The organism is Pannus brasiliensis CCIBt3594 (assembly GCF_036688125.1).
In the GTDB taxonomy this organism is placed as follows: domain Bacteria; phylum Cyanobacteriota; class Cyanobacteriia; order Cyanobacteriales; family Microcystaceae; genus Pannus; species Pannus brasiliensis.
In genome coordinates, this window is the sequence record NZ_JBAFSM010000005.1 from 1 (window position 1) to 16,384 (window position 16,384).

The following is a 16,384-nucleotide window of genomic DNA, read 5'->3' on the forward strand; positions in this document are numbered from 1 at the left end:
CATAAGCGCTCGTTTCCGGGCTAAATTCCGCTTGAGGTTCTAGGGTCTCGCTGTCTTGGAATCCGTCGAAAGTCCCGAACGCTTCCGTTTCGTCGCTCGTTTCCTCGAATCCTCCGAAACCTTCATAAGCGCTCGTTTCCGGGCTAAATTCAGCCGCGGGGGGCTGAATTACTGTCATTTCCCCGAAGCCGCTCATGTCGGCCGCGCTTTCTTCATACTCCGAAAAATTTCCGAACGCTTCCGTTTCGTCGCTTGTTTCCTCGAATCTTCCGAAAGTCGCGAACGCTTCCGTTTCGGGTTGAAAATTCTCGATCGACGCGTCCGGGGTTTCCGGGTGTAGGCTTTCTAGAAAATCGAGTTCCGGTAACGATTCTTCCTCGTCCGATAATTCCGGCACCGGGGGGGAAAACTCTTCCCAACGGCTGGTATCGACGGGAATTTCACCGAATTCATCTCTAGGAGTATCGGGAAGATCGTCCCACGGTTCCGCGAATTGGGGCGCTCTTCCCTCCTCTTCTAGAAAAGGTGATTCATCTTCATCGACGAAAGCGGACGCGGTATCCTGCCATTCTCCTTCCGGACTCGAATAGTCCTGTTGGAAAGTTTCGACTTCCGGGGGATAACCCCCCGCGGTCTCCAGCGGCTGGAATTGTTGAGCCTGATGCGCTTCTTCTAGCTGACGTTCGTATTCTCGCCGCAATTCCTCGATTCTGGCTTCATAACTCGCTTCCAGATCTTCGGACGGTGCGGAATCCGTCATTTCCTGCAAATTGAATCGCGTTTCGTCTAGCTCTCGCTGGAGTTTGGCGACTTCCTCTCGATAGGTTCCCTCGATGCCGCGGATACGAGCTTCCGACTCGCGGCGCGACTGTTCCAGTCGTCCTTTCGTGTCTTGTAGCTCGGATTCGGTTTCATCTAGGGCTGAACGGGCTTTGTCGAATTGTTTTGTTAACTCGGTGATTTTTCCTTGTTTTAGAGCGTATAACACTCCCCCACCGATCGCCCCGCCACCGACGAAGCCGATCAAAATATCCCCGATATTCATTATGGGATTCCTCCTATAAGGAAATTTACTTTTAATATGCCCGGAACCGGCTGGTAACTATCAAGGGGCTATCGAGGTTCCCGTTTTCCGAGAGTCGTCCGGAACCCTTATCCTATCGATAATCCCGCTATTTCTCCCGATCGATCGCCGCCGCGCGCGAAAATTAGTAACGTTATTATCAAGAAATGTTGACGATTTTTACGGGTTACTTTTCCACTCACCGTAAGCTTCATAAACGCCGCGCACGTTATACCAGTTGAGAAAAACGCGGGCGATCTCTAGCGCGAGTTGCGGCTTCCCCCGATCGATCAACCATTGTAGGAGAGGGGCCATCGTCCTCTCGTTGAGCGTTCCGCCGATCGACAGCAATCCCCACAATAGTCGGTGTATCCAGGTCATCTGGATCATCATCCGCACTTCCCAGGTGGGATGTTTTCGATAGAACAACACCCCCATCCGTCCCCGTTGGATTTCCTTATCGATCAGGTTAGGAATCTGTGACAGCGCGAAAGGGGGATGCCAATGGTAGCCGACGGCCTCCGGGCATTTGATCAACTTCAGCCCCAATTTTTTCAAGCGTACCCCTAACTCCAGATCTTCCCAGCCGTAAAGTTGAAAACCGGTGTCGAATAATCCCGCCTCGATCAGCCATTTTCGCGCGATCGCCACGTTCCCCGTCGCGAAATACGCGGCGGAAAAATCGGTAATTTTGTAGGGTTCGGAGGTGGGACTCTCGAAATTACACGTATTGATCACCGCGCCGTAGGTGAACAGTCGATCGCTCCCGAGTTTCCGTTCCCCCTCAACGAGCGCGTCCGCGTGCGCTTGCAAAAAATTCTCCGTGACGACGAGATCGCTATCGATAAAAATAATCGTCTCTCCCAGCGCTTTCTCGACTCCTAGATTGCGCGCGATCGCCGGGCCGCCGTGATCCTGTTCGAGAACGCGAACGTGTGGCAGGGATTCCTTGCGATCGTACAACCATTCCAGCGTTCCGTCGGTGGAACCGTCATCGACGACGACGATCTCGTATTTTTCCACCTTATTATCCGTGAAACGCTGGTTTTCTAGGGCGAGCAGGCATTTTTTCAGGATCGGTTCGCGGTTGTAGGTGGGAATGACAACGCTGATAAACACGAGGGTTCGGGGGTCGAGATTACGGTTTTTAGCTTAGCCGATTTCTTGCAGTAATTGACGGATCGTGTCGGCATCGCGCGCGTCGGGTAGTAAGGCGAGGTAGAAGCCGAGGTCTTGTTTTGCCCGATCGAGTTGTCCCGATCGATAAAAGAGTAACCCGCGATCGCGCAGTTCGATCGGGTGGTTGGGAATCAACAACAACAGGAGATCGATCGTCTGGATCGTTTTCTCCCAGCGCTGACGGTTGAGAAAAATATACTTCAAATTCGTCAGCATTCGCACGAGAATTTGATGATTGGTGACGGTCGCGAGAAAATGCGCCTCTAATTTCACCGGTTGCTGATAGATCTGGCTTAATCTTTCCTGACAATCCTCCTCGAATAAAATTTCCCCGCGATGGAACGGATCGACGAAAATAGCCACCTCGTCGAAGTTGGGACGGATAATAAAATGCCCCGGTAAACCGACTCCCACCATCGGGAAGTCGAGACGTTTGGCGATTTCCAGATAGACGATCGAGAGGGTGAGGGGGATTCCCGTCCGGCGATCGATCACGTCATTGAGATAGCTATTACCCGGATCGTAATAGTCTTGCGTGTTGCCGGAAAATTGCAATTCCTCGAAGAGATATTCATTGATCGTTTGAATGACTTTGAGCGGGTATCGGGTTGCCGGAAGACGTTCGCGCACCTCTTCCGCCATGCGATCGAGCCGGTGCAGGTAGGGTTCGATCGCCAGTCGCGGATACTCGAATCGGGCGATCTGTAAAGCGGCCCGGGCTAGATCGATATCGGGATCGGGATACTGGATCTCCCGCGCGAAGGCTTGATACAACAGATCGGGGGTCATTCGGGCAACCTAGGAAACCGGCACATTTACCTATTCTAGTCGATCGCCTCCCCCGACGTGTCTTTGATAGAATCGGAAAAAATCCATAACGGGGGTTCTGTATGTCGGGAACACTGAAAATTATCGCTTTCGCCGGGAGCGCGCGGGAGGGATCGTTTAATAAAAAACTGGTGAAACTCGCCGCTAGGGGAGCCTCTTCCGAGGGTTTGGAAGTCACCTATCTCGATTTTCGCGAGTTACCGTTACCCCTGTTCGATGAAGATCTAGAATCGCGCGAGGGCCTACCGGAAAATGTCTTGAAATTAAAATCTCTACTCAAAGAACATCAGGGATTTTTAATTTCCTGTCCCGAATACAACAGTTCGATCACGCCGTTACTCAAAAACGCCATCGATTGGGCCTCCCGTCCCGCTCCCGATGAACCCGGTCTCGCCTGTTTCCGCGATAAGGTGGCCGCGTTGACGGCCGCGTCTCCCGGGGGATTGGGCGGTTTGCGGGGACTGGTTCACGTCCGCGCCATCCTGGAAAATATCGGCGTTTTCGTGATTCCCGACCAGAAAGCGATCCCCGGCGCTCACGAGGCTTTCGATGAAAAGGGAGATTTAAAAGACTGGAAACAGCAGGAAGCGATTCTAGCGATCGGCGCGAAATTAGCCCGCACGGTCAAGAAATTACACGCTTAAGGGGGGAATAGTGATTGGCGACTCCATTAGCCTGTAGAATCGGGAAAAATCGCCCGCGAAGTTATCCCGCTCGACGTTATCGACGGCCACTTCTCGATCGAGATATCTTTACTTAATTCTTTTCTTGCCATCCGTCGGCGGACGTAAATGAATGGCGGGATCTTGCGCGACCCAACCGACGGGAGTTTTCAGACGAACCTCGAAATGCAGGTGCGGTTCGGGAATATCCGGTTGTCCCGTCGTGCCGACCGTACCGATTTCCTCTCCCATCCGCACGCGCTCATCGACCCGCACCCGTACCGTCTGCAAGTGCGCGTAACGGGTTTGACGATTTCCCGAATGGCTGATAATCACCAGATTCCCGTAGGTTCCCTCCTGTCCCGCGAAAATCACCAAACCGTCATCGGCCGCGAGAACGGGGGTCCCGATATCGGCGAGAAAATCGATACCGCTATGAAATAATCCTTTCTGTTCGGTTTGGTTTTTCTGCCAGCCGTAGCCGAGTCCGATTTTAGCGGGGAAAGATAGGGGATAGCCGGCCAACCCGATATAATCCGATCGCCGGCTCGTGGCCGGCCAACTCGTACCGGGGATGAAAACCACGCTAGGAGAACGGGTACAACCGTTCAACTCGAAGAGGATATCGGCGCGAATCCCGTAAGCTCCCTCTAGATCCCGCCAGGTGGAACCCTTGGGCGCCTCCACCCGTATCCCGTCCATCGGGGGAATCAGAATTTCCTGTCCGACGGGAGCCTGACCGTTTTTGAGAATAGTGGGATTGAGTTTAATCAGGGTATTGGGATTTAAGGCGTATTTTCCGGCGATCGAGGCGATCGTCTCCCCTTTTTGAATTTTATGACGCTCTAGGCGCGAGAGAACCGGCGCGGCGCACACGTTCCCGGATTGAGCGAGAAGAGGCTCGCTACAGACGGACAGGACGAGCGCGGCGATGAATAGTCTCGAAAAAGGGTTTCTCGGTATCCTCACGTTGACAAGCTCGTGACTGAGCGGTTTGGTTTCTTCTGTTTCCTGTCGATCGTCCTCTATAATACCCGCAGAATGCTGGGGATACTGTGGATCGCGTCCAGGGAATCGATCGCCCGTAACGCTTCCCGGAAATTGCCCTCGCGCACGTTATGGGTGACGACAACGATCTCGGCCAGACCACCCTGAAAACCGATCTGTACCACCGATTCTAAACTGACCGAATGATCGCCGAAAGCGGTTCCCAAGTGACCGATCACCCCCGGCACATCCTCGCAGAGAAAACGGGCGTAAAAACGGCTATATAATTCCTCGATCGGGGCGATCTGACAGTAATGTTGGTGGGTACAGCTTAACAACGGGTCGAGCGTCGCCGTTTTACCGCTACTTTGCAAAATTCCGACGATATTCATCACGTCCGACACCACCGCGCTGGCCGTCGGTCCCGATCCCGCGCCGGGCCCGTAAAACATCACCTGTCCCAACGGTTCCCCCTCGACGAGAATGGCGTTATAAACCCCGTTAATGTTGGCGAGGGGATGGGTTTTCGGCAGTAAGGTCGGGTGAACGCGCAATTCTAGGGTATCGGAATCGTCTTCTACACTATCTTTGGCGATCGCTAATAATTTGATGACGAATCCCAGTCGATCGGCGTAGGTGATATCGACCGCGCTGATCTTTCGGATGCCCTCGCAGTAGACATCTTCCCGTTTCACCCGTCCCCCGAATCCCAACGAGGCGAGAATGGCGATCTTATCGGCCGCGTCGAGTCCGTCCACGTCCGCGGTCGGATCGGCTTCCGCGTAGCCCAATTTCTGCGCGACCGCGAGGACTTCCGCGAAATCCGCGCCTTTCTGGGTCATTTCGGTAAGGATATAGTTGGTCGTGCCGTTGACGATGCCGAGAATGCTGGTGATGCGGTTCGCGCCGAGGGATTGTTTCAGGGGTTTGATCACCGGGATTCCGCCGCCGACGGAGGCTTCTAGGAGGACGTACACGCCTTTCTCGTTAGCTCTGGCGTAGATTTCGTCGCCGAAACGGGCGATAACAGCTTTATTGGCGGTAACGACGTGTTTTCCGTGCTCGATCGCTTCCAGAATCAGCGATCGAGCCGGTTCCAATCCCCCCAGTAACTCGACGACGATATCGATCTCCGGGTCGCGGACGATCGATTCGAGGTCGGTGGTGAGTAGGTGCGGGGGGAGGTCTACGTCTCGGGGTCTGTCGATCGATCGCACCCCCACCCGATGGATCTCGATTTCCCCGACCACGGGATGCCGACCGACCGGATCGAGCAGTATCTTCGCCGCTCCCGTCCCCACGACCCCTAAACCGAGTAAGCCAATCTTGAACGCCACGATAGTTATTCCCTCGCTATTCCCTTTCCCAATCTAGTCGAAACCCGTCCCCCGAGACAAGATATCCAATCTTTTCTAAAAAACCGTGTTACAAAAGGACAAAATATTTCCCTTTTGTGCTATGTCCTCCTTATCTCCCTTCCCCAGCATTCAAACCCCCCTACCCGGGCCGAAAGCCAAGGCGCCGATCGATCGAGATCGCGCCGTCACCTCCCCGTCCTATACCCGCGATTACCCGCTAGTGGTCGCGAGGGGGGAAGGCTGTTCGATCGAGGACGTGGACGGTAATATCTTTCTCGATATGACCGCCGGGATCGCCGTTACCGCTACCGGTCACTGTCACCCCGCGGTCGTCCGGGCGATCCAAGAGCAAGCGGGTCAACTTATCCATATGTCGGGGACGGATTTCTATGACGCGCCGATGGTGGAGTTAGCGGAAAGATTGGCGGGTCACGCCCCGATCGAGGGTGAAGCGAGAGTATTTTTCACTAATTCTGGAGCGGAATCGAACGAGGGAGCGATTAAACTGGTGCCCGATCGATCGGGAGATAGGGAGTGGGGAGATGGAGATCCCCGATAGAGAGGAGCTAGTTTCGGGAAAAAATGGAGAGTTTCGAGCAATTTACTCCTCTACTCCCTACTGCCTACCCCCTACTCCCTACTCTCTTCCCTCCTGCCTCCTAACTCCTGACTCTTCTCTACCGTAAGGCTTCAAAATAATCGCGGATCTGTTCCCGTCGGCGCGGTTGGCGTAGTTTTTGCAGGGCTTTGGCCTCGATCTGGCGGACGCGCTCGCGGGAGAGTTCTAGGGTGCGGCCGATATCGGCCAAAGAATAGGATTTCCCGTCGAGGAAACCGTAGCGCAGTTCGATCACTTCCCGTTCGCGGGTGGTGAGCGCTTCGAGTAGCTGTTGCACGTCTTTCTGGAGGGCTTCGTAAGCTAGATGATGTTCGGGAGAGACTTCTTCCGTTTCTAGCAGATCGAGTAATTCGGTATCTTTTTCTTTGCCGACTTTAATTTCTAGGGATACCGACCGGGGAATCCGGAGAAGAATCTCGCGGACTCCCTCGGGGGTCATTTCTAGTTCTCGCGCGATTTCCTCGATCGAGGCGGTCCGTCCGCGACTCTGGGAGATCTCGCGCTGAATTTTCTTGATTTTATTGAGTTTTTCCGTGATGTGGACGGGAAGACGGATAATTCGGCTCTGGGTGGCGATCGAGCGGGTGATTCCCTGACGAATCCACCAATAGGCGTAGGTGCTGAAGCGATAGCCCTTGGTCGGGTCGAATTTCTCGACGGCCCGCTCCAGTCCGAGGGTTCCCTCTTGAATGAGATCGAGTAGTTCTAACCCGCGATTTTGATACTTTTTGGCGACCGATACCACCAGACGCAGGTTCGCCTTGATCATGTGTTCTTTGGCGCGAGTACCGAGGGCGATCGCCTGTTCCAGTTCGGCGACTTCTATCGCCGCGATCTCGGCCCAGCGCTGTTTTCCGGAGGCTAACGCCGTTTTTAGCTCGCCGACGCTTTTCCCGGCCTCGCGGGCCCAGTTTTCCAGGGTGGGACGGTGGGAGAGTCGGGCGGTTAACCGATCGCACAGTTCGATCAATCGGACGAATTCCCGTAAGCGCCCGTCACCGTCGTGAACCGCCATATCCCGCGTCTCGATCAGAGAAACATGGCGCTGTACTTGCCGCGCCTTTTGTACCTCTTCATCTTTTTTGAGCAGGGGAACCCGACCGATATCCTGTAGGTACAAACGAACTAGATCGGTGGTCATTGCTGGAGGCTGTACCGTCTCGGACTCGGACAAGAGAAGGTCGAGATCGGGATCGAGGGTATTCGGTTCCCCGTCGCTCTCGACGGGAGCGGGAGAGCGAGGAACGGAGGCGGTGGATTCGGGAGCGACTCGGTGGGATTCTACTGGCATAGCGATTTCTGGGCGGACAACGGGATCGGAATTTAAAGCTTCTACGAGCCGATTCTTTACTGCTATTGTTCCCACTTTCCCGAGAGAAATCATCGTGGATAGATATTTTTTTTACTAGGGAAAATTACCGAATGGATCGTCGAGATAGCCTGAAAATTACGAGGAATACTGAGAGGAATTTACTATCTTCCGGGGAATTTCCATCTTTTACGGGAAATCCCCCACTCGATCGAGCGAGAGATTTCCGACAATTTTCGTTACATACAGAAAAAAACAACGGGGAAAAAACGCTAGATCGAGGCCCGGAAAACGCTCTAGGTTCACCCGCGAGCGCGCGAACGGAGCGATAGGAAACCGAGAGTCCCGAGTGCGAGGAGACCGAAACTCGCCCCCGGTTCGGGAACGGAGGTATCGAGCGTGGAGGGGCTGGAAGTTCCTAGAGCGGTCGAACCCGAGGCAATCGAGTTGGTAGCGAGATTCGCGCCGATCGTCGTGTTGATCCAGTCCGTGAAAGAAGCTACCCTGGTGTAGCCGGATAAATCCCCGTAACTGCTGTTGGCCGTACCATCATAGCGACCCCAGCCGAAAGAAGTAATCCCCGTCAGGATATTGCCGATAAATAAGCCGCCACCACTATCTCCAGGCGCCGCATCCCCCTCGTAAGCGAGGGCTGTCCCCCCGATTCGATTGTTTTGATTGTTCGTGTTGAGCGGATTATCAAAATCTGTCAGAAGGATAGCGCCCGATAGGTTAAAAAAACTATTGTAGTTATCCCTGCCGTTACCGTAGGCATCGATCGAGTTTTGGATCGCGTGTTTGAAGCCGGCAGAGCCGGTCGCCCCGGTTAGTCCGTTGCCGGTTCTGCCGAAACCCACTAGAGTCGAGGTTCGGCCGATTTCCGACCCGTAGGCCGCGGTCCATAGGGTGGGAAAAGCGGACAGGATCGTCGTGGAGATCGGGCTACCGAGCTTGAGGAGGGCGATATCGTTTCCCGCGCCGAGATTGCTAGAATTCCAATTCGGATGCACGAACTTGGCCGCGCCGGTGAAACTGGCGCTCCCCAGGGTGAACGTGTACCCTCCAGGCGACACGCTGGTATTATCCAGACAGTGAGCGGCGGTTAGCACCCAACTCGCGTTAATCGCCGTTCCCGAACAAAGATAACCGGACCAGGTTAATTTACCGACATTGTTAAAAACATTCTGATAGCCGCCGCCGGTAGAAGACAGAAAATAGTTATCGTATTGCGTGTAAGTCATGCCGTCTCGGATAACCGAGGCGGTAGACGGGTTCGCTAAAGCGGCTAATACCCCCGCGATCATTAGGGGATAAGCGGATAGTTTCGAGATTCGAGATGGTTTCATTGTTAATAGGCCAGTTATTAAACGGCAAGCGAATCCCTCGATGGCCGGGAAACGGAACCGGAAAAACACCGAGGTGGCGGGTCGAACGAGCGATCGTCGTGAAAACGTCAAGAGACGCTCGCTAGACTTTTCTCGCGGTTTCCAGTAGAAAGAAGTTTCAGAAGCTCTGTACTCGCTAAACCGGAAACCGATCTAGGGAATTGTAAAATTACGGCCGATCGAATTCCTTCCGTGAAAACACGGAAAGAAACGTTTTTAGGACTATTCGGCGCGGCATGGGGGCGCGGATTACTACGCTAAAAATGTCGAGATAATTTAGAACTTTTCCCAATAGATGGCGTGACTTTTCGCTCTCGCGGGCAAGAGTATAGCGTAAAAATGCCGCTCTTGTCAGGGCGGAACCCCCGATCGTTCTAGGGGCGAACCCGATCGAGATATCGTTCGATCGATCCCAGTTTATCCCGAACTTTTCCTTCTCGTAAAAGAGTTCGCGCCCGCTCGAACGCGCTCGGTAAATCCGCGCTCACCCCGCAACGCCAGAGATAAAATCCCCCGTTTAAAATTACCGCGTCGGTTAATTCGTTTTCCCCGGATTCGATCACTGCTTTTAATTGTCGGAAAAGCGTTTCCGGGGAGTCGAGTTCCGGGTCGCCCGATCGAAAGTTATAGTCGCGAGGGTGTAACAGAAATCGATCGAAAGAACCGGGTTCGATCGGATTTCCGAGACCGATAATCGCGGTTCGACTACCGGCGAGATCGCAACTTCCCTCCAATCCCTTGACGGTGGTGAAATGATGGATACCGCGCGAGGCTAACGTTTCTCGAAAACGCTCCTCGGTGGGGGGATGCACGAACCCGGCGATCTGATGGATATTTCCCGCGAAGGGCGACCAGATCAATTCTACGGTCGCTAACGGGGGTCGTTTGCCGATCTGCTCGCGATAGGGAACGAGAGATTGTACCGCGGGAAAATGTTTCGGGATGTAGAGGAAAGTCAAACCGGTTTCCAATAAACAATCCCGTACCCCGTCGAGGGAAAGTTTTGTGAAATCCAATCCCAGACCGCGCCAGATTTCCGCGAGGGAAATGCCGTATTTCGTGGGCATCCGATCGCCCCCGTGGAGGACGACGGGAACCCCTTGGGCCGCGAGAAGTAACGCCGTGACGGGCATAACCGGGGCCGTCCGCGAGCGCCCGTCGTAGGGATTGCCGAAAACGGTGACGGGATAGGCGAAAGCCGAGGGCTCGATCGACAGTTTCGGCCCGAACGCGTCGTAAGCGTCGAGGATGCCCGCGAGTTCCTCCGAAGTGGGACGCTTGATCCGGTGGGCGATCAGAAAAGCGCCGATCTGCGCCGGGGTCGCCTCTCCGGTCAGCATCAATCGGGTGGCGAGTTCCGCTTGCGATCGGGTGAGATTTTTTCCGGTATGAACCCCGCTACCGATCGATTTCAGTAATTCTCTAAAAGTATCGCTCATCTGGATTAGGAATTTCTGGATTACAACGGGGTTAGCGTTTTTGAATTACGGTCAATTCTAGCCCTTTAACGAGGCGGTTTCCAGGGCCGTGGCGGTAGAACAGGTCATCTGACGCACCAATCGGCAGAAATGTTCGATCGGCGGAATTTGCAGGCGATCGTTAGTCGTTACCAGCACGACCTGACGGGTGGGACGCTCGTTCAGTTTACCATTCGATAGGAGAGATCCGAAACCGTTATCGGGTCGGGAGATCGGGCGGATCGCCAGACTAGAATCCCCGCGGGCATCGTGCAGGGCCGATCGGGGCAGGAGGGCGATCAGATTTCCCTGACGGACCACCCCGCGGAACGCGTCGAGGGTATTCAGTTCCATCGCCGTTTTCAGGGTCGCGTCCTGCCGGGAAAACCATTCCTGTACCAATCTCTGCATCCCGTAGCCATCTTTAAACACCACCTGCGGGTAACGGATCAATTCGGGCCAGGGGATTTCCTCGTAGCGGGCCAGGGGATGATCGACGGCGAGAAGCACCTCGATCTCCTCCTCGTATAGTACCTCGACCACCATCTCCGGACTAGAGGTTAAGAATCGATTATTCATGACCAGCGCGATATCCACCAGCCCGTCCCGGAGAACTTTCAAGGCTCGATCGCTTCCCAGCGCCGTTACCCGTAATTGTACCTCCGGATAATCGGTACAGAATTTCTGCAAAATCGGCGGTAAATAGTGGGCGCAGACCGAATGAATCGCCGCCACGCACAATTCCGGCTGTTTTCCCGCCCGCAAGTCCGCGAGTTCCTGATGGATATTCGTCCATTCCGAACAGATACGCTTGGCGCGGGGCAGTAATTTCTCCCCGGCGATCGTCAACTTCGCCCGCGCGGTGCGATGGAACAGGGGTAAACCGAGATCGGTTTCCAACGATTGGATCTGTCGGCTGATCGTCGATTGAGTGACCCCGCACTGTTGGGCGGCCTGACCGAAATTGCCCGTATCGGCTACCGCTAAAAACGCCTGCAACTGCTCGATCCGCATTCTCGCTCGCTGTAATTCCTTCGTGTCATGATTTCATGAAGATAACGGATATTATCGCCGCGTTAATGTAGAAATTGATACCGACGGGGATTTTTTTGGAGGCGGGAGGGTAGGGAGTAGGGAGTAGGGTTTTCTTTCCCTGTTGTGTGAGAAACAGAGTTTTCGGTTTGATACAGATCGACAGGATAGCGATCTCCCCATCTCCCGACACCCGACCCCCTATCGGGGAAAATTAGCACTCCTCGCGTAAGAGTGCTAAATTGACTAATGGAGTCCCCAATCAAAAATCGAACTATGGCGAAAATTATTGCATTCAGAGACGATTCCCGACGGGCGCTAGAGAGAGGCGTGAACGCCCTAGCGGACGCGGTGAAGATCACCCTCGGGCCGAAAGGTCGGAACGTGCTGTTAGAGAAGAAATACGGCGCGCCGCAGATCGTCAATGACGGGATCACCGTCGCCAAAGAAATCGAATTAAGCGATCCTCTCGAAAATACCGGGGCGAGACTGATCCAGGAAGTGGCCTCGAAAACCAAAGATCTCGCGGGAGACGGTACGACCACCGCGACCGTGATCGCCCAGGCTTTAGTGAAAGAAGGCTTGAAAAACGTCACCGCGGGCGCGAATCCCGTCGCTTTAAAGCGGGGATTGGATAAAACGATCGCCTATCTAGTGGAAGAGATCGCCAAAGTCGCGAAACCGATCGAGGGAGAAGCGATCGCCCAAGTCGCGACCGTTTCCTCCGGCAACGACGAGGAAGTCGGACAGATGATCGCCGAGGCGATGGATCGCGTCACCACCGACGGGGTGATCACCGTCGAGGAATCGAAATCCCTCACCACCGAACTGGAAGTGGTCGAGGGGATGCAGATCGATCGGGGCTATATCTCCCCCTACTTCATCACCGATCAAGAAAGACAGATCGCCGAGTACGAGAATCCGTTAATCCTGATCACCGACAAAAAGATTAGCTCGATCGCCGATCTCGTTCCCGTCCTCGAAACCGTCGCCCGTCTCGGTCGCGCGCTGTTAATCATCGCCGAGGACGTGGAAGGGGAAGCCCTCGCCACCCTAGTCGTCAACAAAGCCCGCGGCGTGTTAAACGTGGTCGCCATCAAAGCCCCCAGTTTCGGCGAACGTCGCAAAGCCGTACTACAGGATATCGCCATTCTCACCGGCGGCCGTCTCGTTTCCGAAGAAGTCGGCTTAAGTCTTGACACGGTGACGGTGGATATGCTAGGGCAGGCCACAAAAATCACCCTGGAGAAAGACAACACGATCATCGTCGCCACCAGCGACAGCAAAAATAAAGCCGACGTGCAGAAACGTCTCGGCCAACTGAAAAAACAGCTAGAAGAAACCGATTCCGAGTTCGATAAGGAAAAATTACAGGAACGTATCGCCAAACTCGCCGGCGGTGTGGCCGTGATTAAAGTCGGCGCGGCGACCGAAACCGAACTCAAGGATCGCAAACTCCGCATCGAGGACGCGCTGAACGCGACCAAAGCGGCGGTAGAGGAAGGAATCGTCCCCGGTGGCGGTACGACGCTGATTCACCTCGCCTCGAAAGTGGCCGATTTTAAATCTTCCCTCGCCAACGACGAGGAAAAAGTGGCCGCCGATATCGTCGCCAAAGCCCTCGAAGCGCCCCTGCGTCAGTTAGCCAATAACGCGGGCGCGGAAGGCGATGTTATCGTGGAAGGCGTTCGATCGACCGACTTCGCCATCGGTTACAATGCCCTCACCGGCGCCTACGAGGATCTGATCGCGGCCGGCATTATCGACCCCGCGAAAGTGGTTCGTTCCGCCCTACAGAACGCCGCATCGATCGCCGGTATGGTATTAACCACCGAGGCGTTAGTGGTCGAGAAACCCGTCAAAGAATCCCCCGCGCCCGATATGGGCGGCATGGGCGGCATGGGTGGCATGGGCGGCATGGGTGGCATGGGCGGCATGGGCATGATGTAATCTCGCCGTCAGCTATCCGCTAAAATTCCCGGATAGGAAGCGGATAGAGCTTGACCCGACCTGATACAATCCAAATAACCCGTAAAGGGGGGGATTATCCCTCCCTTTGTTATTAGGAATTTGTCGTTTCTTTCTATGAATCCCCTATTCATTCCCGATTCTCCTACCGGTGAATATCGCTGTCTTCGTGATTTGAATCTTTACAATTCTCCCGCCTGTCGGGAATTAGCCACCCAAGCGGCGGCGGGAAGGCACTTACAGATTGTTTCCCCCGAAGTCGTGGACGATGGGGTACGGGTTCAATTACGCGAGGACGGGTATCTCGCTTGGTTGTCCGTAGAGGACATAGAAGCGATCGAACCTTCTCCCGTTCCCTATCAAGCGATTCCCGTATCCCGCGCCGAAATTGAAGAACGGATTCCCGATATTATCGCGTTCACCGAATCGGCGCGAAACACCCCCAATCATTATCTCTGGGGCGGAACCCTCGCGCCGAATTACGATTGTTCGGGATTGATGCAGGCCGCTTTTTCCGCGTCGGGCATCTGGATACCTCGGGACTCGTACCAGCAGGAAGCTTTTTGTCAGACAATACACCGCGAGGAACTGCAACCGGGCGATCTGATTTTTTTCGGGAATGAAAGAATAAATCACGTCGCCTTGTATTTAGGAAATAACTCTTATATTCACAGTTCCGGTAAAGAGATGGGCAGAAACGGTATCGGCATCGATATCCTCTCGGAAACCGGCGACGAGGTAAGTCGGAATTATTTTCACAAACTGCGCGGATTCGGTCGGGTAATGGGCGGTTATACCGAATAAACGGTCTCTCTCGACCCGATCGGGAAAATGTACCGAACGATACAGATTATCCCTCGCTATCTGTTGGAAAAGTAAAGAGAAACTACGGACACACGGAGAACGCGGGAGATCACTATCGATGGAGAAAACGTATCGCGCGATCGACCTTAATTTTGTCGGCCGGGAACGCGCGGGCGAGTGATATAGATCACTCGCCTATAGGGGGATCTATCACTCCCTCCCCTCTGACAACCGGTTAAGATCGAGATCATCTTGCTTATGGCGAAAACTGATAGCCTTATGGACACGAATGCCCTCCCGGTTGTTCGGCGTTTAGTCGAGATCGAGGTGAGAGAACAGCTAAATCATATTCCCTCTTCTTATCGGAAATATCTATCGGGAATCGACTTTCAACGGCTAATCAACAGCGCGATCGATCGTTTACCCCGCAGTTTCCGGACATTAGGGGAAAAATATCACGATAGCGAAACCAGGCGCTTACGCGTGAAAATCGCGGTGGAAAAAGCGCTCGCCGAGCAATTACAGGAGCTAAAATTGTATTACGTGCCGCGAACGGAGGTAGAGGGGGAAGACGAGATCCCCACCGCTTCCTTCGGCGAACTCTATTTCTCTCGATAATTCTCCCGTGTTAAAAAGGCTTCGGGAATATCTCGATCGCTCTGTAGCCCCACCCGCGTCACCGATTCGTGGGGTTTGGATCGCCAATCTTCCCCATAGTCAGGCTCTAGCATCTCCCGAAAATATCCGTCAAACTCTCGCTTTTTTACAAGAGATCGGCTTTAACACGATTTTTCCCGTTGTTTGGAATCGCGGCTATACTTTGTTTCCTAGCGACGTAATGATCGATCGGGGTTTCCCGAAAATCGATCCTTACTTTACCGAGAAGAATTTCGATCCCTTGACAATCCTTACAGAATGTGCTAGAGAGTTCGCGCTCGAAGTAATTCCCTGGTTTGAATACGGTTTTGCCGCTTCCCATCTGGAGACGGGAGGGCATATCCTCACGGCTTACCCCGCTTGGGCGGCGATCGATTCGCGCGGGAACCGGGTAAAACACGGGGGATTGGTTTGGATGAACGCGTTCGATCGAGAGGTACAGGATTTCCTGCTCGAATTAGTCCTAGAAGTGGCGAGAAATTACGATATTAAGGGGGTGCAAGGGTGCGATCGATTTCCCGCGCTACCGGTAGAGGGGGGGTATAATCCCGAGGTGATCGCGCGCTATCAACGGGAAACGAACCCGCGAACGATTCCCGCGAGTAATGATCCCCGCTGGGTACGCTGGCGGGCCGATCGATTAACCGATTTTTTAGAGAGAGTATACCGGGAGATTAAAGCGATCGATCCGAAATTAATCGTTTCCCTCTCTCCCGCGGTGTATCCCTTCTGTTTGAACCATCTCCTGCAAGATCCGAAAGCTTGGATCGATCGAAAAATTGTCGATTACCTTCACCCGCAGATCTATCGCGATAGTTTTTCCAGTTATCGAGCGGAAGCGAGAAAACAAAAGAATTTTTTATTCCCGAACGATTCGGTGAAAATCGCGCCGGGAGTTGCCTTTACCGCGAACGGAATCGATCTCGACACGGGAGATATTGAAAAAATCCTCGATTGTAATCGACGTTTGGGATTTGACGGTCAAGTGTTTTTCCACTACGAGGGACTCCGAAAAAATAGCGATCGACTGGCGATCGCTTTCCGAAACTTCTTCGGATAATCCATCGGTTTCCTCG

14 protein-coding genes and 1 pseudogene are annotated in these 16,384 nt (G+C 53.9%); 6 read left to right on the forward strand and 9 right to left on the reverse strand.

Annotated elements, in window-relative coordinates; genetic code table 11:
- The 3 genes and pseudogenes from V0288_RS03800 to V0288_RS03810 form a co-directional block, all read right to left on the reverse strand.
- Positions 1 to 1,045 (reverse strand): annotated as a pseudogene (locus tag V0288_RS03800) (hypothetical protein); the annotation flags it as partial.
- A gap of 198 nt (positions 1,046 to 1,243) precedes the next feature.
- Positions 1,244 to 2,182 carry a glycosyltransferase family 2 protein gene (locus V0288_RS03805; RefSeq protein ID WP_332863695.1) on the reverse strand — a complete coding sequence of 313 codons (939 nt, stop codon included), beginning with the start codon at positions 2,180 to 2,182 and terminating at the stop codon, positions 1,244 to 1,246.
- A 33-nt stretch (positions 2,183 to 2,215) separates the two neighbouring features.
- Positions 2,216 to 3,031, reverse strand: coding sequence for a SirB1 family protein (locus V0288_RS03810; RefSeq protein ID WP_332863696.1), 816 nt, complete (start codon positions 3,029 to 3,031; stop codon positions 2,216 to 2,218).
- Between the two features lie 101 nt (positions 3,032 to 3,132).
- Here V0288_RS03810 and V0288_RS03815 point away from each other — a divergent pair, with 101 nt between their 5' ends.
- On the forward strand, positions 3,133 to 3,714 hold the full coding sequence (locus V0288_RS03815) for an NADPH-dependent FMN reductase (protein WP_332863697.1): 582 nt from the start codon (positions 3,133 to 3,135) through the stop codon (positions 3,712 to 3,714).
- A gap of 108 nt (positions 3,715 to 3,822) precedes the next feature.
- On the opposite strand, the gene V0288_RS03820 is transcribed toward V0288_RS03815, so the two are convergent.
- The gene (locus V0288_RS03820; RefSeq protein ID WP_422661890.1) at positions 3,823 to 4,665 is read right to left on the reverse strand and encodes a peptidoglycan DD-metalloendopeptidase family protein; all 843 of its coding nucleotides are present in this window, start codon (positions 4,663 to 4,665) and stop codon (positions 3,823 to 3,825) included.
- 92 nt (positions 4,666 to 4,757) lie between these two features.
- The gene (locus V0288_RS03825) at positions 4,758 to 6,056 is read right to left on the reverse strand and encodes a homoserine dehydrogenase (RefSeq protein ID WP_332863699.1); all 1,299 of its coding nucleotides are present in this window, start codon (positions 6,054 to 6,056) and stop codon (positions 4,758 to 4,760) included.
- Between the two features lie 121 nt (positions 6,057 to 6,177).
- Here V0288_RS03825 and V0288_RS03830 point away from each other — a divergent pair, with 121 nt between their 5' ends.
- Positions 6,178 to 6,636, forward strand: coding sequence for an aminotransferase class III-fold pyridoxal phosphate-dependent enzyme (locus tag V0288_RS03830; protein ID WP_332863700.1), 459 nt, complete (start codon positions 6,178 to 6,180; stop codon positions 6,634 to 6,636).
- Between the two features lie 118 nt (positions 6,637 to 6,754).
- On the opposite strand, the gene sigC is transcribed toward V0288_RS03830, so the two are convergent.
- The 4 genes from sigC to V0288_RS03850 all read right to left on the reverse strand — a co-directional run bounded on the left by sigC (position 6,755) and on the right by V0288_RS03850 (position 11,861).
- Entirely contained in the window at positions 6,755 to 7,987 is a 1,233-nt protein-coding gene (gene sigC, locus V0288_RS03835) for an RNA polymerase sigma factor SigC (RefSeq protein WP_332863701.1), read from the reverse strand.
- Positions 7,988 to 8,307: 320 nt separating this feature from the next.
- A complete protein-coding gene (locus V0288_RS03840; protein ID WP_332863702.1) occupies positions 8,308 to 9,351 on the reverse strand; it encodes a S1 family peptidase in 1,044 nt (347 codons plus the stop codon).
- A 413-nt stretch (positions 9,352 to 9,764) separates the two neighbouring features.
- Positions 9,765 to 10,829, reverse strand: a complete 1,065-nt coding sequence (locus V0288_RS03845) for an anthranilate phosphoribosyltransferase family protein (protein ID WP_332863703.1) — start codon at positions 10,827 to 10,829, stop codon at positions 9,765 to 9,767.
- A 57-nt stretch (positions 10,830 to 10,886) separates the two neighbouring features.
- On the reverse strand, positions 10,887 to 11,861 hold the full coding sequence (locus V0288_RS03850; protein ID WP_332863704.1) for a LysR family transcriptional regulator: 975 nt from the start codon (positions 11,859 to 11,861) through the stop codon (positions 10,887 to 10,889).
- A gap of 294 nt (positions 11,862 to 12,155) precedes the next feature.
- Here V0288_RS03850 and groL point away from each other — a divergent pair, with 294 nt between their 5' ends.
- From groL to V0288_RS03870, 4 genes are all read left to right on the forward strand, one after another.
- Positions 12,156 to 13,829: a chaperonin GroEL gene (gene groL, locus V0288_RS03855; RefSeq protein WP_332863705.1), complete on the forward strand. Its 1,674-nt coding sequence runs from the start codon at positions 12,156 to 12,158 to the stop codon at positions 13,827 to 13,829.
- 135 nt (positions 13,830 to 13,964) lie between these two features.
- The gene (locus V0288_RS03860; protein ID WP_332863706.1) at positions 13,965 to 14,651 is read left to right on the forward strand and encodes a C40 family peptidase; all 687 of its coding nucleotides are present in this window, start codon (positions 13,965 to 13,967) and stop codon (positions 14,649 to 14,651) included.
- Positions 14,652 to 14,909: 258 nt separating this feature from the next.
- Entirely contained in the window at positions 14,910 to 15,269 is a 360-nt protein-coding gene (locus V0288_RS03865) for a hypothetical protein (protein WP_332863707.1), read from the forward strand.
- Positions 15,270 to 15,276: 7 nt separating this feature from the next.
- Positions 15,277 to 16,368, forward strand: coding sequence for a glycoside hydrolase family 10-like protein (locus V0288_RS03870; RefSeq protein WP_332863708.1), 1,092 nt, complete (start codon positions 15,277 to 15,279; stop codon positions 16,366 to 16,368).
- The last annotated feature ends 16 nt before the right edge of the window (positions 16,369 to 16,384 follow it).